Below are 20332 nucleotides of genomic sequence, written 5' to 3'. Positions count from 1 at the left end.
TTCGGCGGTGAGCACAAACGGACGGGACAGCGTCTCGGTGCCCGTGAGCGTGTGGAACAGCAGGCCGTCCGCCGGCAGCTGTGCAGTAATGCGTGAGAACATAAGTAATCCCTGACTATTAACTGTGTGGATCAAGCAACCAGACGCCTTCTTCGCTGATGGTCAGCGTCTGCTGGCGGGTGCCACTCTGGCCACTAATGGCAAAGGTGTAGTTACCCGGTGCCAGCTGCAGCGTGGCGAAGCCATTCACCGCCGGGACCAGCGCCTGCGGCTGACCGTTGACCTGAACACGTTCACCCTGCTGTAGACGGATATAGACCTGAGCGACCGGCGCGGGGGGCGGTGCCGGTTGAGGATCGGGTTCACGTGCGGCGGTCTGCGCAGGCTCAGCAGTCTGAGCCGGGGCGCTGGCAACGGTATCAGGCGGGGTCTCAGCCTGCGTCGGTGGCGCAGCCACCGGCTGATTAACCGGCGCGACGGTGGCGGCAGGCGCGCTGTTTTGCGCGGTCTCAGCCGGCGCCGTCTGGTCATCACCACGCGACATCAGCAGACCGGCGCACAGGCCGACCAGCACGCCTGCGGCCACCAGACCCGGCAGTGCAAAGCGGTGTCCCAGCAGCGTTTTCAGCGGCGAGGCGGGTGTGACGACCTCTTCTTCTTCAATCGGCACCAGCATGGTGCCCGGCCCGCTCATTTTTGCGCTGAGCAGCGGTTCAGGCTCGCGCTCCGGCAGCGCCATCAGCACCGCAAAATCATCAATACTCTGCGGACGGTCTTCCGGTTTCAGCGCCAGCGCGTGATCGACGGCGCTGAGCAGCGCGGTGGAGTAGCCCGCCAGACGACGCTGCACCAGCGGCTGGTAGTTATCTTCAATGCTGCGCACCACGCTGACCGGCGGCGGCGCACCGGTAATGAGCGTGTGCAGCACTGCGCCCAGCGCGTAGATATCGGTCCACGCGCCCTGCTCACTCTCGTCGTTGTCGCTGTACTGCTCAATCGGCGCATAGCCGGGGCGCAGCATGGTCTCGCTCTCATCTGACAGGTTGCCGATGGTTTTACGCGCCGACCCGAAGTCCAGCAGGATCGGCTCGCCGCTGCTCTGGATCTGGATGTTATCCAGCGAGATATCGCGATGCAGATAGCCCGCTTCATGGATGGTTTTAATCGCGCCCAGCAGCGGCGGCAGCATGCGACGGATCCACGCCTCATTCACCGACTGCGGATTACGTTCGCGGAAGTTCGAGAGCGTGGTGCCGCTGTAGAACACCGTGCCCATGTAGGCGGTGTCGTTCTGCACCCAGAAACGCAGCACGTGCAGCAGGTTCGGATGGTTAAAACGCGCCAGCAGCCGCGCCTCCTGAATAAAGCTGTTCAGGCCGGCGTGAAAGGTTTTGCTGAACCGCTCGCTGCGCAGTACCAGATTCAGGTCATCGCTGCGCACTGCCAGTGAGGCAGGCATGAACTCTTTGATGGCGATATCACGCTCAAGCTGGTGATCCCAGGCGCGATAGACGATGCCAAAGCCGCCACCGCCGATGACCTCTTTGATTTCAAACTCATTGAAGCGGTAACTCAGCGGCAGGGCGTTGGGGACATTCAGGGGTTGATCATGTTCCGACATATTCGAAAACTCTCTGATGACTAGGCTTTAAACAGCGAACTGGCAGACAAATTCGCCCTGCTCACAACGCACCTCAACGCGGCGATAGCGCTCATCGCGGGCGTGGGCGCTCAGCAGTATCTGGCTCATCTGCGGCAACAGCGTGTTGGTGAGGATGGCATCGACCATGCGACCGCCCGACTCCACCTCGGTGCAGCGCTGTACGATCTGGCTGACCACCGACTCGTCGATCTGCGCCTCAATGCCGTGGTTGTCGGCCAGACGACGCACGATGCGCGCCAGCTGCAGCCGCACGATCTCCGCCAGCATGTCATCGCTGAGCGGGTAATAGGGCACCACCAGCAGACGGCCCAGCAGCGCAGGCGGGAATACCTCCAGCAGCGGCTTACGCAGTGCGGTACTCAGGGCATCGGGATCCGGCATCAGTTCAGGATCGGCGCACATCGCGCTGATCAACTGCGTGCCGACGTTCGAGGTCAGAATAATGATGGTGTTGCGGAAATCGATGTGGCGGCCTTCGCCATCCTCCATCCAGCCTTTGTCGAACACCTGGAAGAACAGCTCATGCACATCCGGATGGGCTTTCTCAATCTCATCCAGCAGCACCACGCTATAGGGACGACGGCGAACGGCTTCGGTCAGCACGCCGCCCTCGCCGTAACCGACGTAGCCCGGCGGTGCGCCTTTCAGCGTCGAGACGGTGTGCGCCTCCTGAAACTCGCTCATGTTAATGGTGATGATGTTCTGCTCGCCGCCATACAGCGACTCGGCCAGCGCCAGCGCGGTCTCGGTTTTACCGACACCGGACGGGCCGCACAGCATAAAGACGCCTGCGGGCTTGTTGGGGTTGTCCAGGCGCGCGCGTGTGGTGCGAACCCGCTTCGCGATCAGCTCCAGACCGTGACGCTGACCGATGACGCGCTGGTTCAGGGTATCAGCCAGATTCAGGACGGCGTCGATCTCATTCTTCACCATCCGGCCCAGCGGAATACCGGTCCAGTCCGACACCACGGCCGCTACCACGCCCGCATCGACGGCGGCAAACAGTAGCGGCGTGTCGCCCTGCAGCGCAGTGAGTTGCTGCTGCGTTGCATCACGCTGTTCACGCAGCGCCGCATCCTCTTCGGTAACACAGCGGGCACGCAGCGCAATCAGGGTCTCGACCAGTTCGCGCTCCTGCAGCCAGCGCTGTTGCAGCGCATCGCGTTCAGCTTCCAGGGCAGTGCGCTCTGCGGCAATCGCCTGCTGGCGGGTGACGTCACCGAGGCCGACCTTAATTTCGCGTTCAATGATCTCCGCTTCAATCTCCAGCGCGGCCAGACGGTGCAGGCAATCCTCCAGCGCCGCAGGCTGTGTGCCCTGACTGACCGCCACGCGGGCGCAGGCGGTATCCAGCAGCGCCACCGCTTTGTCCGGCAACTGACGCGCCGGAATGTAGCGATGCGACAGTTTCACCGCCGCACTGACCGCATCATCCAGCAGCAGCACCCGGTGGTGTTTCTCCAGCGCGCTGACGGTGCTGCGCAGCATCAGAATCGCTTTGGCTTCATCCGGCTCCTGCACCTGCACGGTCTGGAAGCGACGGGTCAGCGCCGGGTCTTTCTCGATGTACTTTTTGTATTCGGCCCAAGTGGTCGCGCCGATGGTGCGCAGCTGGCCGCGCGCCAGCGCCGGTTTCAGCAGGTTGGCGGCATCGCCGGTGCCCTGCTGACCGCCCGCGCCGACCAGGGTGTGGATCTCATCCACAAACAGCACAATCGGCGTCGGGCTGGACTGCACCTCATTGATCAGCGCCTGCAGTCGCGCTTCAAACTCCCCTTTCATCCCGGCACCGGCCTGAAGCAGGCCGATATCCAGCAGCCAGAGCTGCACATCGCGCAGTGGCGCAGGCACATCGCCCGCCGCGATACGCAGCGCGAGGCCTTCGACCACCGCGGTTTTGCCGACACCCGCTTCGCCGGTCAGCAGCGGGTTGTTCTGACGACGACGCATCAGAATATCCACCATCTGGCGGATCTCATCGTCACGGCCGGTCACCGGATCGATAAGGCCGTCATGTGCGCGCGCAGTCAGATCCTGACCGTACTGTTCCAGCGTCGTGCCGCTGGCGGCAGGCGGTGCGCCAGTGGCATCCGCCGGGGCGCTCAGCGCCTGCTGCGCTTCTTTGCTGTTGCTGAGCAGCGTGTCGAACTGCTCCAGCAGCGCATCGGCGTTGACGCGACTGAACTGGCCGGAGATGCCTTTCAGCACGCTGGCCAGATTGAAGGTTTTCAGCATGCCGATCAGCAGATGGCCACCGCGAATGCGGGTCGCGCCATATTTCAGCGAGGCGTAAACCCACGCCCGCTCCACGGCGCTGTCGATATGCTCAGAGAGGTCAGAGACCGCACTGGCACCGCGCGGCAGGCGATCCAGCGCGGCAACGATGTCCTGAGTCAGGGCCTTTTCATCCAGTGAAAAATGTGTGATGACCTGCTGTAAGTCGCCATCCTGCTGCTGCATCAGCTGATGCAGCCAGTGCACCAGTTCAACATAGGGATTGCCGCGCAGTTTGCAAAAGGCGGTGGCGCTTTCCAGCGAGGTAAATAACAGCGTATCCAGTTTGCCGAATAGCACGGCACGGCTGATTTCTGACATAGGGGGCTCTCTTCAATGAAAGACGCAGGCTGTGTAACAGGGAAAGCGGCTGGGCTAGCGCGAAGCTGCCTCAACCTCAAACATAAAATCTTCTCGATCCTGCGGCTGCGGCATCTGCCCCAGCCAGCTGGTGTAACCAAGCCGGGCAGCACCGCCCAGCGCCACACCCTGTACTTCGTCAGCGGCCAGGATCAGGCTGAGATCCCACTGCATTTCGATGCCAAGGTAGTGACGCACCCAGTCGCGCACTTCCTGCGCGCCTGGGGCATCCGGCAGAAAACGGGCATACTGCGCGGCGCTGAGCGGGCCCAGGTGCAGGCGAAAACGGTGCTGCACGTCACGCACCGCCACCCCGAGAAAAGCAGAGGCACCCAGCCGGGGCATGTGGCGTCCCGCGCCGAGCCGGGCCTGATCGCGGCTGTCCAGCGTCAGCCAGTGCGGCAGGTTCTGCGTCAGCCGGACCGGCACGCCAAAGTAGTGGCGCAGGATACGCACCAGCCCTTCGGCATCGTGACCGTGACGGCTGAGATGACCCACCAGCATCAGGCGGGCATGAAGACTCAGAGAACTGGCCTGCTGCTGGGCCGGTAAACCGATGCCCGCCAGGCAGGCGAGATAGTTCAGAAAGCGGCTGTCGTCGGGGCGATCCAGCGATACGGTCGGCTGCGCATCCGCCCAGGCGCGATAAAACAGCAGCGTGGCGCGGTGATGGAACAGGTCAGCAAACGCCGACAGGCTGTGATCCTGATGATGCACGATGCGTTCATGCACATATTCAGTCAGATGGGTCGGCAGCGGCCCGTTGGGGCCAAACAGGCCAAAGCTGTAGATCGACAGCTCATGACGTCCGGACTCTTCACGTGGCGTGGCACTGGCGACGGTGGCAGGCGCAAACGCCAGTGACGGCGTCTGACCGATGCGCACCGATTCGAACTTCGGCAGCGGCGCACGGCCCAGCGGATAACGCTGACCGCCCTGCGCATCCAGCCGCCGCAGCAGCTGGAACAGATCGTAGCGCCACGGCGCGGCCATCACTTTTTGCCAGAAATCATCCGGCAGTCGGGTCAGCCGCGGCAGCGTAATGACTTTTTCGCCACTCATATCAGCGCTTTCCGGCCCATGCGCGGTGGCCAGTAGCCCACTTCGCCGCGCTGCTGGCTGTTCAGGGTGAACTCCGTGAAGCTGTTGAGCGCTACGAGGCGGCCACAGACCCGCTCCAGCACGCTGCCGAACAGCCACGGACTGGCACCCGAAAACGCCTGCTCATCCACCTCCAGCGTGATGCTGACGCCGCGCGCAAACACTACCGGGCCCGGTTCCGGCACGCGGCGGTTGACCGCGCTGAGCGTACAGTGGCGGATGCCGTCAATCTGGCGGGCAACCGGCGCTTCCGCCAGGTTGGCGTAGAGGCTCAGCAGCTGGCGCAGCGCCGCAGCACCTTCCCCGTCGCTGCTGTCCATCAGGCTGAGGTAGTTCATCTGCAGATGGCTGATCAGCCGCCACGCAGAAAGGCCTTCGGCCAGCGCCGGACGCGGTGGCGTCGGCCCTTTGCACAGCTTCAGCTCCGACACCGGAATAGAATCCGGCATTACGAAGTTGCCCTGATCCTGCTGCAGCATCAGCGGCAGATCGCGGCTGGTACACATCACCTCGGCGGAGAGATAGCGCACGTCATCACGCCACGGCGCGTGATGCTCATCCACCAGCGAGAGAAAGACTTCGGAACCAATATAGCCGGTGCGCGTGCCGTAGCGCTGCGCCTGTTCTGACAGGGTGCGCTGTTCGCGGCGCAGCGAGAAGTAAGCACCGTAATCACCCTGGTCACCGCTGAAGGTGCTCCAGAACGGACGGAAAACCTGCTCTTCCCGCTGGCCTTCTACGGTGGCGAACAGCCGCTGTACAGAATGCACCTCATAATCCAGCGGCCGGATGTTATCCACCACCAGATGATATTCATGCTGGCTGTCGCTGACTTTCAGGCGCTCGGCGGTTTTCGGGAACAGGTTGATGACCGGCGTGCAGTGCAATGCCAGATGGCTATGATCGACCACGCTTTCCAGCGCGCTGTCCGCTTTGTCGAGCAGGATAATGATGTCGAACGCCGTAGCGTTGTCGCAGCGACGCAGGAACGGGCCGAGCTGACTCAGGCTGATAAACTGGAAGCGCGCCGGAAACGCAAAATACTCCTGCAACAGGCGATAGCCGTCGAAGTTGCGCAGATCGTCCGGCAGCAGCGCCTGCTCCGGCGCAAATCCCTCCTGCTGCAGGGCGTCATCCGTCAGCACCTGACGCTGCGGCCGCTGCTCTGCGGACTGCAGGACGATGCCGACCCGGTGCTGCATCAGCAGCTCAAGCAGCTTCAGCGCCTGGATATCGGGGCCGCTGAGGAACAGCATCAGGTCATCCACACTGAGCTGACTCAGTGAGGAGATCCCCTCGCAGCTGATGCGGATGCGCAGCGCACTGGCCGCGCCCAGACCACCCAATTTTAGTTCGCCAGAGGGCAGATCGCCGGGCACGCCGCCGAGAGTGACTTCGCTGATGCGCAGCGGATGCAGCACCACATCGTGTGCGGTGGTGTAGCTGCAGGTCACCCCGGTTTTTTTCAGGTTCTGGCTCTCCATCATGGTGCCGCGCGGCACGCGAAAGCCCTGGGTGATGTCACCCTTGCGGCTGTCCGGCGTGAGCTGCGCGATCGCCATTGACGGCGTTGGCGAGAGATAGGATGGCGCAATCATCTCCAGCAAGCGCTGCGAGAAGCGCGGAAACTCCGCATCCATCTTCAGCTGCACGCGCGACGTCAGGAAGGCGAATCCCTCCATCAGCCGCTCGACATAGGGGTCCGCCACGTCGATGCCATGCATGCCAAGACGTCCCGCCACTTTCGGGTAACGCGTCGCGAACTCCGCCCCCATCTCGCGCAGGTAAGCCAGTTCACGGTTGTAATAGTCGAGCAGATTGCTGTCCATGATTACCCTGCATCCTGAAGTTCGAAATGGCCGCTCTCCAGATCAACCTGAGTGCGGAACAGAAACGCCAGCGGATAAGGCACGCACCAGAGGCGCCCTTTGATCTCAATCGACAGTACGTTGTGCAGACTAAGCGAGCCGAGATCGCTGACGCAGCGCACCTGCAGACCCTGCGGCAGAATGCGCGGCTCAAAGTGCAGAATGGCGTTGGTCATTTTGCGCTGCATATCCTGCCATTCGATATCGGAGACGTTCTGCCCGGCCAGCGGCGCTACGCCGAAGTTCCAGACAGAACGCTGCACCTGATCGAAGCCGTCCAGATCCTGCTGCGCTTCGTTGTTGATGGTGTTAAACAACCACTGTAGATCGCGCAGCACGTGGCGGCGCAGCGTGCTGTGGCTGATCAGCATGCTGTTCTCCGGCTCCTGCTGTTTGTCCGGCGCGTTGTCGGTCAGGCGGTCCAGCAGCGAGGATTGCAGCTTGTCGCGGGCGGTCAGCGCGTCACGCTTTTTACGCGCACGAAAGCCGCCATGCAGCTGGGCATAGCCGTCGTTGTGCGCGCCTGAATCATGGCTCATCGGCGGACTCAACGTTATCGAACACGACCTGCTGCAGGCTCAGCAGCGAGAACTCCGCGCTGTCGCTGAGCCACATTTTTTGTCCCTGGCCGATAAACTGGTCCGGATCGTTGCCCAGCGGCTGCCATTCGGTGACGCTGGCGCGCAGAAAACGCTCGTCCGCACCCGCCAGCAGCGGATAGCGCGCCGGGATCTGACACACCTGTTCGCTGCCATCCACCAGCTGCACCCGCGTATGACGCCACACCAGATCGGTGACGCTGGCGGGTGCCTGGAACTGCATCTCACGAATGGCGGCGAACGGAATCCAGTAATAACGGCCCTGATTGATCACTTCACACACCGGCCCGAAACGGCTGTCGCCATCCATCAGCCAGCTGAAGGCGGTCGGCTGATCCTGCCCGGTCGCGGTGCCGGGATTGGCGGCAGCAAGCTCCAGCGCGTCGGCACGCAGTGCGCTGCCGCGCGCGACATCACCCGCGGTTTCGGCCTGTAATGCGGCCAGCAGTGTGTCGCACCAGTGCCAGGCGCTGCCCGGCAGCACGGGTTGTGTTTCGCCACGCAGCACGGCATCACGCTGCAGCTCACCGGCAATCGCCTGCTGCAACAGATTAACCGTTGGTTGCGCCTGCGGGCTTAACGCCAGCCAGGATTGCAGCTGCGTCTGCGCACGCGTCCAGTTGCCCGCCAGGCAGAGTAACTGGACAAAGGCGGCGCGCAGGTCGGCGTTCGCCGGATTAGCCTGAATCTGGCGGGTAACGTCAGCCAGCGTCTCGCTGAGCGTGGCGTTCGCAAGATGATGTTGTAAGGATTCCATGCAAACTCCTTTTGCGTCAGTTAAGGGTGCGGTAGACCGCAGCGGCGGGATCTTTCAGTTCAGGGTGCAGTTTTTCAACCAGCTGTACGCTCAGCGTGGTATTGCCGCTGACCCACGGTGACCAGACTTTACGGACTTCCTGCAGACGTGCCTGCAAAGCACTCTCATCAGCGGCTTCACTGGCGGGCATCAGCACCACCACCTGACGGGCCGCCTGCCAGCCGTTAAAGCGGTTACTGAACGGCAGAACCAGCCAGCTGTCCGGGGATTTTTCGTTACTCAGCACCATGCGCTCGCTGTTAACCGTGGTGATGTGCAGTTCGGCGGTGGGCGACTGACTGTTCAGCCCCATCACCGGGAAGCCCTGCAGGAAGGTCACGCCGACGGCTGCCGGTGCGCCGTTACCCTGCTGCGTCAGACGACTGTGTCCGCTGAGCCAGCCATCGGAACCGCAGACCAGCCCCTGCTTTGCCGGCACAAACAGCGCGCTGCCCTGCGCCGGATGCTGCCACCAGGTGCGGAAATGGCAGCCGTCGAGCAGGCTGAACTGCAGCCATGGCGAGGTATCCGCCTGGGCGGCATTGACCAATGGGTCCGCGGGCACGGCAGCTGTGGCTGGTTGTTGTTGTGCTGGCGGCGCGGGTGGCGTCACCACGGTCTTCCACTGCTGCGCCCGGGCGGCACTGCCGGTGGCGATTTCACTGCCCTCTGTATCGGTCAGCTGCCAGTGCAGCTGCTGCAGCGGTTTACACTGCGACGCCATCAGGCCAGCCACCCGTGGCAGAAACTCTTTCAGCACCGACGCGTTTTTCTCACCCAGCGTGACGATGCGCAGGTTAATGGTGCTGTTACACCAGCTCGACAGCTGATTGTTTTTGACGTCATCAATCCAGACATCCAGTTTCTGTGCCGGGGACTGTACGATGCGATAATTTTCAGCATAAGCGTGCGTGCTGAGCAGCAGCGCAGCCAGACCCAGTAATCCATATTTCATGTTGGCGTTCTCAATCTCGCAGAGGGAAGAACTGCGCCGCTTCAGAGAGCGAGTGCAGCAAAGTGGTGTCCTGGGGCGATCCAATCCAGACGGCCAGTGCGCTGAAATTATCCTGCTGCCCCTGATCTGACTGATCGTTTTTGATGATTTGCTGCATCAGCGTCAGCCACTCTTCCGGCGTATTCACCATGTGCAGTGACTGCTGCATCTGCTCCAGCGTCACGCCGTGCCAGAAACCATCGGTGCAGAGCAGAAAGGCATCGCCATCCTCAATCCCGACCACGTCGCTGTAGCTGGCGTCGCGCTGCTCATCACCCATCCCCAGCGCAAAATAGAGCAGGTTACTGTTGATGCCTTCGGTGCGATGTCCGGCATCTTTCATCTGCTGCACCAGGCTGTGGTCGGTGGTGACCAGATAGAGATAGCCGCGGCGGAACAGATAGAGGCGGCTGTCACCGGCATGCGCCCAGCAGGCAAGGTGGTAGTCGCGGTCGATGAACAGGCTGACCAGCGTGGTGCCCATCCGGCTGTGCTCGCTGCTGGCTTTCTGCTGCTGCCGGATAGCGTGATTCGCGTGATTAACGTAGTTGCGAATCGACTGCGCATTGAGGTGCGCATCGCCATCGAACGCTTCCAGCAGGCTGCTGCGGGCGATGGCGGCCGCCCTGTCACCGCCGGGAAACCCGGCCACACCGTCGCACACCACAAAGCAGGCGGAGCGCTTACCGATGACATCACCGATCTGATCCTGATTACTGGCGCGATCGCCCTGATTCGACGTCGAGGCAATAGTGATATTCATGCGTCATCCGTGTGGGTTTGTGAGTCTTTGTACTGATTAACTTCCAGGTCATAGGCGTGCAGAAACGCTTCGCCAAACAGGGTGTGGAAATCGTCTTCGATCTCGCCCGCCGTCTCGCCGTAGCGCTCAACAAAATGCTCCCACAGCGCCGCTTTACGGCTGCCCGGCAGGCCGATACGGGAAACCGATCCCGCCTGACGTGCCTCTTCCTCCAGCTGCTCCGGGTTAAAGGATTGCAGCATCGAGGCGATGATGGCGCGGATACCGGCGATCATGCCCAGCTGGTGCGCCTGCAAATCAATCAGCGCATCCCGCACCGCCTGACGTGGTGGCATAAAGCCCGGCATCCGGCTGCCAAACATCTGCATCAGGACAGTTTTGCCCGATGGCAGCAGCTTGAACGGGTTGTTGGCGTCGTCGAGGATCACCGTCATGTCAGCCTTAACGCCGCGCTTAAGGATCGAGCGCGATGACAGCAGCGCGACCGTGCCCTGCGAGAACATGCTGAGCATCTGACCAAACTGCAGCATCTGCTCGCGGTCAAACTGCGGCGTCGGCTGCAGATCGCGCAGACCCATGCCTTCCAGCAGCGCGTCCAGCAGTTCGCCTTTCAGCGCATCGCCGCTGCTCTGGCTGGATGTGGAGGGCTGCACGGCGGCGGCATGCTGGTGACCCGAGGCAACCGGATCAATGCGCAGCCGCCCTTTCGGCGTCGGTGAGGGAGCTCGCTGCACCGCCTGGGGTGTGGGCAGCGTAATCCCGCCATAGTCGTTTGGCGGATTAACAGCGTCTGTCTGACCGGACTCTGCCTCATCCGCCAGCAACGTCTGGCGCGGGGATTCACTATGAGGCTGGTCATCAACGGGTAAGTCGATGCCGCTAAATAGCGGAGAGTGATCCATTTCGTTCAGGCTGACGGAAGCCTGCTCAGGTGAGCGTGGGGCAACCGGCTCAGGCTTTGTCTCTGGCTGAGGCGGCACATGCAGCGCCGCCGGTTTCGCTGGCTCCGGCTGCGCCAGCGGCACCGCGTTCCCCATCATCAGTCCTAATGGATCATCATGGTTGCGCACATCCGCACTGCTCTCGCCGTCGAACAGGCTCAGTGGATCCAGTTCCGCAGTAGGCGCCTCAGCCTGCTTTGGCGTAGTGTGCGGCTGAGCCGCCAGCGTGCTCGGCGTACGGTCGTCAAAAATACTCTGCTGCGCAAAGAGCGCATCACCGTCATCAAACAGGCTGCTGTTTTTGGGCTGCTGACCATAATCCAGCGGCGCATCATTGATTAGCTGTGCCAGTGGATCTTCCGGATTCCGATCTGGCATGGCGGGCGCGGTCAGCGGATGGGCATCCGGCATCTCTGGCGCGGCTTTGCGTTTAGAGAGATCGTCGGAAATCGAGAACTCTTTCGCCAGGCTGTCCCAGATTTCGCTGGGGATAGCGGCGGTGGTACTGGCTTTTTCGGCTACCGGTTCACGAGGAGCCGCGGCGGGCTGGACCGGCTCCGGACGCGGAACCGCTCTTTCAGCCTGCGGCTGCTGCGCACTATTGAGATCGCTGACCAGCAGCTGATAATCATCGATGCCCAGAATGTCCCCATCCTGCAGCTCAACCTGACGACCGCGTTCCAGCGGAATATCGTTGAGCAGCACGCGCGTCACATTGCCACGGTTAGTCAGACGACATTCACCGTTCGCGGTGATGTGCACAATGGCCTGCAGCCGGGAGAGCGTTCGGTCGTCATCCGGCAGCACCAGATTGTTATCCACGCCGCGACCAATGGTGCCGCCGGGCGGAAAGAAATCACAATGAGTTTGCGGCGGCTGTTGGCCGGGTTTAGTCGTTATTATCGTAAAGCGCATAACGGATTCCTGCGGTTAGCGGTTCGGCATCTATACCGCGCACCTCTCGGGGAAAGGCGCGGGGTATAGGGAGCGGAGAGTTTATTGTGGGGTTGGGGTTTATTTAAATTAGTGATGCCGGATACGTTACTTAAATTGACAGATTTACTGGTTAATAAATTAAATCCACTGCGATGGGAATTAATTCTTAATTAAAGAAGCGCGCAGCATAATTCCGAACCCGAAAAGACAGCATATCAGAGACGAATAAGCGTGATTTTTTGGATTTTAAACAGACATAAATCTTTCTGGGTAATCAATAAGGCAGTTGCTTCAGAATTGCAGTGCGTTCCTTATCGAGACGGTCAATACAGAAATTCATGACGCTCACATAAGCATCGCTGCCCTCTTCAGCGGCATAAGCTTCCAGCCTGCACTGGCTATCACGGTATTTAAGCCAGTTGCGCTGAGTATCAACGAAGGCGCTTCGGTACTGGCTGGACTCCTGATCATGGCCTTTATAAAAATGCTCGATTCGGATTTTCGCCGCTTTATACTCTTTATTTAAATTCAGCTCTGACTCTGTTTTATTTTTTTCTGCACATTCGTTAACTTCCTGAGTGTTATTCCCGTTCGAACAATCACTCATCGCCTGGACGGAGGAAACATAAGAAGCTAAAACACATAACAGTAAATAATAACATTTCATCAGAAACTCACCATTGAAGTTAACTTTTATTTTTATATTTTTCGTAAAGCACTTTTGCATCCTGGCTTTGCGAAAGCAACGTGCATTTCATCATATTGAAGTTACCTGATACCGATCCGGCCAGGTTCATCTTCAGATACGCATTAATCAATTTATCGCCATCACTAAAGGCTTCAACAGGGAGATGGCTTACCTCTAACCAGGCTGACGCGCTTTTAAAGGCATCATCGGTGAAGGCCTTGTCAGTCGAAGCTTTACCTGCACAACGATTCAGAAGCCAGTTGCTGAAAATCTGCGGTTGCCTAAAGGCGTCTGGCGCCGGAGGCGTTATCGCCAGCACTGCAGGAGATAGCGTCAAAGCCAGTAACATCAGTAATTTTTTCATTTCAGTATCCACAGGGAGGCAGCATCAGGGACACACTGCCATATTCTGCGCATTCAGGAAGTGACAGGTATCAGAACAGATGTTGCTTTTTCAGGGTGCCACATACACTCGGATATTAATGAAACCATCTCCATGATCATAGTTAAGCACATACTAGCTATAAAAATGACGCCAGATAATAAAACCTAAACCTCCGCCAAGCATCATTACCGCAGTCACCATATTTAAAGTATGAAGGCGTATTAGCCAGCCTATTTCTTTTTCAGGTAACGATTGAATAAAATCATAAGTTTCCTGGCTAACGCTCTCATTATCTCTGCGCTGAAGTTTTACACCTTTATATAAGCGTGCAAACCAGGAAATTTTTACAGGATGGAACGATAGACTGAAAAAGGAGCTAACCTGAGTGCTGAAATCAAGATCCAATCTTCTTTTGCGAAACTCGCTAATTAATGATTCATAGTTTTGAATATTTTTTCTGAATATTATGTAGCCTACAATTTGCAAAGCAATCGAACTCAGAAAAGACATCAGTGACACAGCAATCAAAATGCAAGGCAAGGTCATAAAGTCTTATACATAGCTTCAGTTAAATACATAAACAAAAATAGCCATAAAAACAGCCCAGACAACTGTCAGAAGAAAAGTAAGCTGGTAAAGAGAGAGCGTCTTTTCCATCCACACCATTTTATCCTTAGGTTGTTTTTGTACAAATTCATAAGCCTTTATGCTGACATTTTCAGATTTAGAAAAGCGCATTTTCCGCCCTTTCCTGAGATTCATGAAAAAGGCTAACTTCTGATAATTAGCATAGAACCCTAAATGATTTGCAACTTTCGTGGTTAAGTCTAATTGCAAGCCAGCATTTTGATAAAGATCGATAAAATCCTGATACGCTTTTCGATTAACTCTAAAGAACCACGCAGCATAGACATGCAGAAGAATGACCAAAACAGATAAAATCAAACTGCCATACATAAAAAAATCATACGAACTCATAAAATCTTATCCATTAAAATGCCTGCCCCTTTTTCACCCAGCTTAGCAGCACCAAACCCCCCTGCAGCGGATCCGACTATTCCACAAGCTAACGCACCTATGCCTCCGGTTGCAACACCCAGTGCTACGCAGGCGGAAGTTGCGATTTTGCACCCGCCGCCGCGCCGCCCAGGATACCTGCAGTCGTGCTTGCTGCAAACTGAGAATACCCTTTCACCGCTACTTTAGAACATTCATCTTCTCTTTCAGTGGTACAGCTGTGATAAACCTCATTCGTTGTATTCACAGCACTAAATCCTATCGAAACCCATCCACCCATTTTCATAAATTTCGCTGCTTTGGCTGCACTATCTACATAGGTCGAATAACCGCGTATTACTCCTGTGCCAGCAGTTTGCCAGTCATGGATAATAGAGGAACTGGAAAGGTTTAAAGCATGCTTAATCTTTTCATAGGGGCGCAAATTCAACATAAATCGGGATAAACGATTCAGTAATACTTCAAGTTCACCAAACAGGCGTTTCCGCTCGATAAAAAACTGCTGCCCGAACAATGTTCCTGACGTCAGATATTGGTTACGGTAGGCATTCTCAATAGCGACAAGTTTCTTGCCAATTTCATTGAAATAACGCTCTCCCGCATCGCCGATGATACCTGATGCTTTATCCATAAAATTGGTAATAGCAGCAATGGAAGCATAATGGCGGTTAAAGAAATCAGCCTCATCAACGGTCAGATGAGTGACACTATTATTGGTTCTGGATTTAGCCTCTTCCAGCGTGCGCATGGCTGCCGGGTGATTATTACCGTTCGGATCGGCAACGATTAAAATCTGGCCGGGTTTAGCCCATGCAACATCAGCATTTAATTGCAAAAAATAGTTCGCGGCAGACATATTACGCGTGCCATAAAGCCACATTGCCTGCTCAGTCAGTCTTCCTGGACGCTGAACAACACAAAATCCCGGCTCAATTGAATTTTTCTCAGCCATAACAACCTCCTTTTGCAATTAAATGTTCGAAACGTATAATTACCACAACCTCTAATCCATTGAATTTCAATGAATATACGCCCCCTTTTCGGAGGCGTATTTTATTACGCTTCTTTGTTGCCTTTAATGTCCCAGCCGGCGCTGCTCTCTGCGCCTTTGCCGCCGGAAGAGCTCTGCTCCCAGTACTGCTGCTTCACTTTGGATGCCTGGAAGGAGTAGGTCATTCCCAGGGTATCGCCGTTGTCGGAGCCATTGTAATTCACCGCAGTCACCAGAACGTCTTCCAGAGTGATGCGCGCATACTCAACCTGTGAACCGCCCGCTTTACAGATAGAGAGTTCAACTTTAGTGAGATGCTTACCGCTTGCGCAGTTCTTCAGCAGCGCAGTGGTGGATTTGTCGATCAGTGCATTCACGTGCAGGTCGTTGAAGTTAACTTTACCCGCACCGCCGCCGCCGCCCACAGACATGTTGCCTGGCTGAGAAGCACCCCATGAGAAAGAGGTAATATCAGTCCAGCCAGTGTGATTTGAGTCTTTCGACTCGCCAGTAACACCGTCAACCTTCATAAACATATCAATAGCCATTATCTTTCACTCTTTATTGGTTGAGATTATTGCTTTCAAAAAAAGCAAGGATATGGCAAAAAGAAAAGCATGGGGCTGAATAAAACAGTCCATATTTTACCTTTGCCTTGCTTCTGAAATATCGTCATAAACCATATTTCAGATATTGCATTGCCGGGCACCAGACCGGGCAATGTATTAAATTCCCATGACGAAAATCGGAATACTGAACAGGGAGTCAGGTAACACAAAAGCAATTAATACCGTTCCCTTAGCTTGTGCCCTGCCCAGTAAAAAAATGACGCAGTGACTGAAAGAGTAATCAGGATGCCGTTAATTATTTTCCCCATCATCGTGACATTCCAGTCACAGAAGAAAATGAAATAACCTGCACAGGTGGATAAAATCAGGGCTGAAATAAAACCAGCAGATAACTTAGTAAATACAGAGCTGATTTTTTAACCATTCTTTTATCCTCCCTGACATTCACCTCAGCAATCTTTCTTTGAGGCATCAGGCGCAATATCTTTTCGCGCCTGATAATCTTATGACTCAGCCCTTAAGCATTATCATTCTTCAGTGACGGCAGCTTAGAGACCAGACGCAGCGAAACGGTCAGGCCTTCCAGCTGGTAGTGCGGACGCAGGAAGAATTTCGCGGCGTAATAGCCCGGATTATCTTCCTGCTCTTCCACATTCACCTCGGCAGCGGCCAGCGGCTTACGAGACTTGGTCTCCTGCGAGGAGTTAGCCGGATCGCCATCGACGTAGTTCATCACCCAATCGTTCAGCCAGCGTTCCATCTCATCGCGCTCGCGGAAGGAGCCGATCTTGTCACGCACGATGCACTTCAGGTAATGCGCAAAGCGGCAGCAGGCGAACAGATAAGGCAGACGCGCGGCCAGACGGGCATTGGCGGTGGCATCGGCGTCGTGATATTCCGTCGGCTTCTGCAGTGACTGCGCGCCAATAAAGGCGGCGAAGTCAGAGTTTTTGCGATGCACCAGCGGCATAAAGCCGTTTTTCGCCAGTTCGGCTTCGCGGCGATCGCTGATGGCGATTTCGGTCGGACACTTCATGTCCACGCCGCCGTCGTCGCTCGGGAAGGTGTGGCACGGCAGGTTCTCAACCGCCCCGCCCGATTCTACGCCGCGGATTGCGGTACACCAGCCATACTCCTTAAAGGAGCGGTTGATGTTGGCGGCCATCGCATACGCCGCATTGCTCCAGGTGTAGTTGCCGTGATCGGAACCGTCGGTCTGCTCTTCAAAATCGAAGCTGTCGACCGGGTTGGTACGAATGCCATATGGCAGACGCGCCAGGAAACGCGGCATCACCAGGCCCAGATAACGTGCATCTTCCGACTCACGCAGGCTGCGCCAGGCAGCATATTCGGTGTTCTGGAAGATTTTGGTCAGATCGCGCGGATTTGCCAGCTCCTGCCAGGATTCCATCTGCATCACTTCCGGCGCGGTGCCGGTGATAAACGGACAGTGTGCCGCCGAACCGATGCGCGCCATCTCACCGAGCAGCTCAACATCCTGCGGGCTATGGTCGAAGTAGTAGTCGCCCACCAGACAGCCAAACGGCTCGCCGCCGAACTGACCATACTCCTGCTCATAGATCTTCTTGAACAGCGGGCTTTGGTCCCAGCCAGCACCTTTATAGCGCTTAAGCGTACGACCCAGTTCCTGCTTGGAGATGCTCATAAAACGGATTTTCAACATCTCGTCCGTTTCAGTGTTGTTCACCAGATAGCTCAGGCCGCGCCAGGCGCTTTCCAGCGACTGGAACTCCGGATGGTGAATAATCTGGTTAACCTGCTGCGACAGCTTTTCGTCGATCTCCGCGATCAGCGCCTGAATGGTGCGATAGGCGTCGCTGGAAACGGTGACGGTGTTCTCCAGCGCCTGCTGCGCCAGAGTTTTTACCGCGCTCTCGACCGCGGCACGTGCCTGATCGCTTTTCGGCCGGAACTCTTTGTTCAGCAGCGCGCTGAACTCATCCTGGCTGAAACTTGCCGCGCCCTGCGACTGGGGTTGTTGTGAAGTCTGCGTCATGCCTGCGGCTCCTTACCTTCAGTGGCCTCATCCTGCTTAGGCAGATGGGTCAGAGCCTGCAGCAGCGTTGGGTCCTGCAGCACTTTACCAATCAGCTCTTCCGCACCGTTTTTGCCGTCCATATAGGTCAGCAGATTTGCCAGCTGGGTACGCGCTTCCAGCAGCTTGCTCAGCGGCTCGACGTTGCGGGCCACGGCATCCGGCGAAAAGTCGTCCATGCTGTCGAAAGTGAGATCGATGTTGAGCTTGCCTTCGCCGTTCAGGGTGTTGTCTACCTGGAACGCGGCGCGTGGCTTCAGCGCTTTCATGCGCTCATCGAAGTTGTCGATGTCGATCTCAAGGAATTTGCGGTCGTCGATGCCCGGCTGCGGCTCCAGCGGTTTACCCACCAGATCCGCCAGCACGCCCATCACAAACGGCAGCTGGATTTTGCGTTCCGCGCCATAAATTTCCACGTCATATTCAATCTGAACGCGAGGCGCGCGATTGCGGGCAATGAACTTCTGCCCACTGGATTTGCTTGTTGCCATGGTTTTCTCCATCAATGATGCGCGGATAATGTGTCACAGCAGGCGCGCAGGTCCCGCTGTGTGAGTGGGTCACGCCTGCTTAGTCGCGACGTCCGAAAATGGTTTCCAGCTGATGCACGCCATCGGGTGCCAGCTCGCGGATGATCTCCAGGAAGTCGCGCTCGATTAAGCGCTGTACCCGGTCGATCATCAGCGGAGCCGGATGACTCGGCTCATGCTGGGTGAAGTAGAGCTTCACTTTCTCCAGCATCAGCTGGGCATCGGCGCGGGAACTGATCTGTACCGTGCGCCAGTCCGCGGCCGCGCGCGGCGCCGTTGCGACCGCCGCCGGGGCCGCCGCTTCTGCGGGTTGTTCCGCCGCTGCGGTGGGTATCAGCTGGCTGATATCGGTGGCCTGGCAGCGTTCGGCGATCAGCGCAATCTGTCGGCGCAGCAGGGCCAGTTCAGGCACCGCCGCGTCGCCCAGCCGTTCGGCCACGGTTTCGCAGATGGTCTGCAGCCGCTCATGAATCTGCAGCACCGCCTCAATGCCGGGCTGGTCGCCGCGTGCCAGTTCATCGATCAGACGCGGCAGGCCGCCGGGATAGTCTGCCACCTCGGTTTTGCTGCCGTCGCACAGGGCGGCTGCATCACGCAGCGTGATACCGTCGGACGGATAGCGCAGCAGCCAGCACTGACGCACCGCACCACTGAGTTCAGTCTTGTCACCCAGCAGCGCCAGGGCATTGATGCGGTAGAACGGGTCCTGCTCGCCGTACTCTTCCAGCCGGGGCCACAGCGGCTCCCAGTAGAGCAGCAGGGCCTGTTCAATCAGCTTCAGGCCCTGCGCATAGCCCGGCAGCCCTTTCAGCTCCGTCCAGGCATGGGTCAGCGCCAGCATCACGCGTAAATCTTTACTGCGGGCCAGCAGCGCTATCGCCAGCTTCTCAACTTTGTTCCAGTCGGCGGGTTCCGCCGGAATGATGGTGTTGCCGAACTGCTGTTCCGCTTTACCGGCACTGGCCTGCTCCATCGCCTGAAAATCGGCGTCGTACTCCAGGTTATCGCCACCGGGATTGTCATCACTGACCGGAGCCAGCAAAGCCTCTGTATTCATCGTCATGGGTGTTGCCTCAGGATTCAAACATCGGGGGATAAAGTCCGTTTCGTCCCGGCTTTGCCCCACCGGCCGGATCAAACAGCAATGAAAAAAGCTGGGCGGTGAAGTTACCGCTGTGGACCTGGGTATAAAGCGGAAACCCGTCGCTCTGATTGGTCCACCAGAAACTGGTGTAAAACTGCGGGTCGAAGTTCTCACCCGGCAGCGTCCAGTTCAGCGTTGAAGGCGTGTCGCCATGCCCGATAACGTTGAGGATATCTGACGGCTCACCCGTCTCCTGCGGCGGTTGCGGCTGCGGAATGCTGATCAGCGCCTGATCCAGCTGCTCCGGCGATCCGCCGCCCTGCACCACCCGCAGCAGCGTATTGCCCACCTGCTGATACCACTCGCCGGAGCGTGCCAGCAGCGCTGGCGACCACTCGGCGGGGGTGAAGTGACGCAGCGCGCAGAGCGGATAGTTACGTCCCACGCTGTCCCGTGCCGCGATCAGGCAGCCCATCTGGATCAGCTGACTGCCCAGCATCGGCGGCACCACAAAATTCCAGACCGGCGCGTTGAGGAACGGGCGCGACGGCGCTTTATCCCCCTCCTGACTGCTCTGCCAGTGATGCAGGCCCACCTGAAACCAGCTGGACCATTGGCGATAGAGGACATCAGGAAAGCGGCGCTTCACAAAGTCACCCGCGCTGGGCAATTTGCCGTACCAGCAGGGTGCAGCGTAATGAGTCATTGTCGGGTCCT

The 20332-nt window shown here is 57.7% G+C and carries 18 protein-coding genes and 1 pseudogene; all 19 read right to left on the bottom strand.

Features of this window, described 5'->3' with window-relative positions:
- Nucleotides 1-118: 118 nt before the first annotated feature.
- Nucleotides 119-1621, bottom strand: a complete 1503-nt coding sequence (locus IBT54_RS05140; protein WP_201251719.1) for a serine/threonine-protein kinase — start codon at nt 1619-1621, stop codon at nt 119-121.
- 27 nt (nt 1622-1648) lie between these two features.
- Nucleotides 1649-4258: a type VI secretion system ATPase TssH gene (gene tssH, locus IBT54_RS05135; protein WP_201251718.1), complete on the bottom strand. Its 2610-nt coding sequence runs from the start codon at nt 4256-4258 to the stop codon at nt 1649-1651.
- A 54-nt stretch (nt 4259-4312) separates the two neighbouring features.
- Nucleotides 4313-5359, bottom strand: a complete 1047-nt coding sequence (gene tssG / locus IBT54_RS05130; protein WP_041456810.1) for a type VI secretion system baseplate subunit TssG — start codon at nt 5357-5359, stop codon at nt 4313-4315.
- Nucleotides 5356-7227 (bottom strand): type VI secretion system baseplate subunit TssF, encoded by a 1872-nt coding sequence (gene tssF, locus IBT54_RS05125; protein WP_147788300.1) that lies wholly within the window; start codon nt 7225-7227, stop codon nt 5356-5358. Before tssF ends, tssG begins: the two co-directional genes overlap by 4 nt.
- Nucleotides 7228-7229: 2 nt before the next feature.
- On the bottom strand, nt 7230-7805 hold the full coding sequence (gene tssE, locus IBT54_RS05120) for a type VI secretion system baseplate subunit TssE (protein ID WP_013357585.1): 576 nt from the start codon (nt 7803-7805) through the stop codon (nt 7230-7232).
- A complete protein-coding gene (locus tag IBT54_RS05115) occupies nt 7795-8622 on the bottom strand; it encodes a type VI secretion system accessory protein TagJ (protein WP_201251717.1) in 828 nt (275 codons plus the stop codon). Before IBT54_RS05115 ends, tssE begins: the two co-directional genes overlap by 11 nt.
- Nucleotides 8623-8638: 16 nt before the next feature.
- A complete protein-coding gene (locus IBT54_RS05110) occupies nt 8639-9616 on the bottom strand; it encodes a hypothetical protein (RefSeq protein ID WP_095707332.1) in 978 nt (325 codons plus the stop codon).
- Between the two features lie 10 nt (nt 9617-9626).
- A complete protein-coding gene (locus IBT54_RS05105) occupies nt 9627-10418 on the bottom strand; it encodes a PP2C family serine/threonine-protein phosphatase (RefSeq protein ID WP_013357582.1) in 792 nt (263 codons plus the stop codon).
- Nucleotides 10415-12274, bottom strand: coding sequence for a type VI secretion system-associated FHA domain protein TagH (tagH, locus tag IBT54_RS05100; RefSeq protein WP_201251716.1), 1860 nt, complete (start codon nt 12272-12274; stop codon nt 10415-10417). Before tagH ends, IBT54_RS05105 begins: the two co-directional genes overlap by 4 nt.
- A 295-nt stretch (nt 12275-12569) precedes the next feature.
- Nucleotides 12570-12962: a lysozyme inhibitor LprI family protein gene (locus IBT54_RS05095; RefSeq protein WP_201251715.1), complete on the bottom strand. Its 393-nt coding sequence runs from the start codon at nt 12960-12962 to the stop codon at nt 12570-12572.
- A 19-nt stretch (nt 12963-12981) separates the two neighbouring features.
- Entirely contained in the window at nt 12982-13347 is a 366-nt protein-coding gene (locus tag IBT54_RS05090; protein ID WP_195857093.1) for a T6SS amidase immunity protein Tai4 family protein, read from the bottom strand.
- A gap of 153 nt (nt 13348-13500) precedes the next feature.
- On the bottom strand, nt 13501-13878 hold the full coding sequence (locus IBT54_RS05085) for a hypothetical protein (RefSeq protein ID WP_201251714.1): 378 nt from the start codon (nt 13876-13878) through the stop codon (nt 13501-13503).
- Nucleotides 13879-13932: 54 nt separating this feature from the next.
- Nucleotides 13933-14346: a hypothetical protein gene (locus tag IBT54_RS05080; RefSeq protein ID WP_147788305.1), complete on the bottom strand. Its 414-nt coding sequence runs from the start codon at nt 14344-14346 to the stop codon at nt 13933-13935.
- A pseudogene (locus tag IBT54_RS05075) lies at nt 14343-15337 on the bottom strand (hypothetical protein). The gene IBT54_RS05080 and the pseudogene IBT54_RS05075 overlap by 4 nt, the downstream one beginning before the upstream one ends.
- 104 nt (nt 15338-15441) lie before the next feature.
- On the bottom strand, nt 15442-15924 hold the full coding sequence (locus IBT54_RS05070) for a type VI secretion system tube protein Hcp (RefSeq protein WP_013357577.1): 483 nt from the start codon (nt 15922-15924) through the stop codon (nt 15442-15444).
- Between the two features lie 538 nt (nt 15925-16462).
- The gene (tssC, locus tag IBT54_RS05065) at nt 16463-17962 is read right to left on the bottom strand and encodes a type VI secretion system contractile sheath large subunit (protein ID WP_013357575.1); all 1500 of its coding nucleotides are present in this window, start codon (nt 17960-17962) and stop codon (nt 16463-16465) included.
- Nucleotides 17959-18492 (bottom strand): type VI secretion system contractile sheath small subunit, encoded by a 534-nt coding sequence (tssB, locus tag IBT54_RS05060; RefSeq protein ID WP_013357574.1) that lies wholly within the window; start codon nt 18490-18492, stop codon nt 17959-17961. The genes tssC and tssB overlap by 4 nt, the downstream gene beginning before the upstream one ends.
- A gap of 79 nt (nt 18493-18571) precedes the next feature.
- Nucleotides 18572-19588, bottom strand: a complete 1017-nt coding sequence (gene tssA / locus IBT54_RS05055; RefSeq protein ID WP_033784560.1) for a type VI secretion system protein TssA — start codon at nt 19586-19588, stop codon at nt 18572-18574.
- 16 nt (nt 19589-19604) lie between these two features.
- Nucleotides 19605-20321, bottom strand: coding sequence for a type VI secretion system-associated protein TagF (tagF, locus tag IBT54_RS05050; RefSeq protein WP_201251713.1), 717 nt, complete (start codon nt 20319-20321; stop codon nt 19605-19607).
- Nucleotides 20322-20332 lie beyond the last annotated feature (11 nt).

Source organism: Pantoea sp. S62, assembly GCF_016658625.1.
In the GTDB taxonomy this organism is placed as follows: Bacteria; Pseudomonadota; Gammaproteobacteria; order Enterobacterales; family Enterobacteriaceae; genus Pantoea; species Pantoea vagans.
Note: the sequence above shows the minus strand (reverse complement) of the source record. Positions and strands in the feature narration are given on the sequence as shown.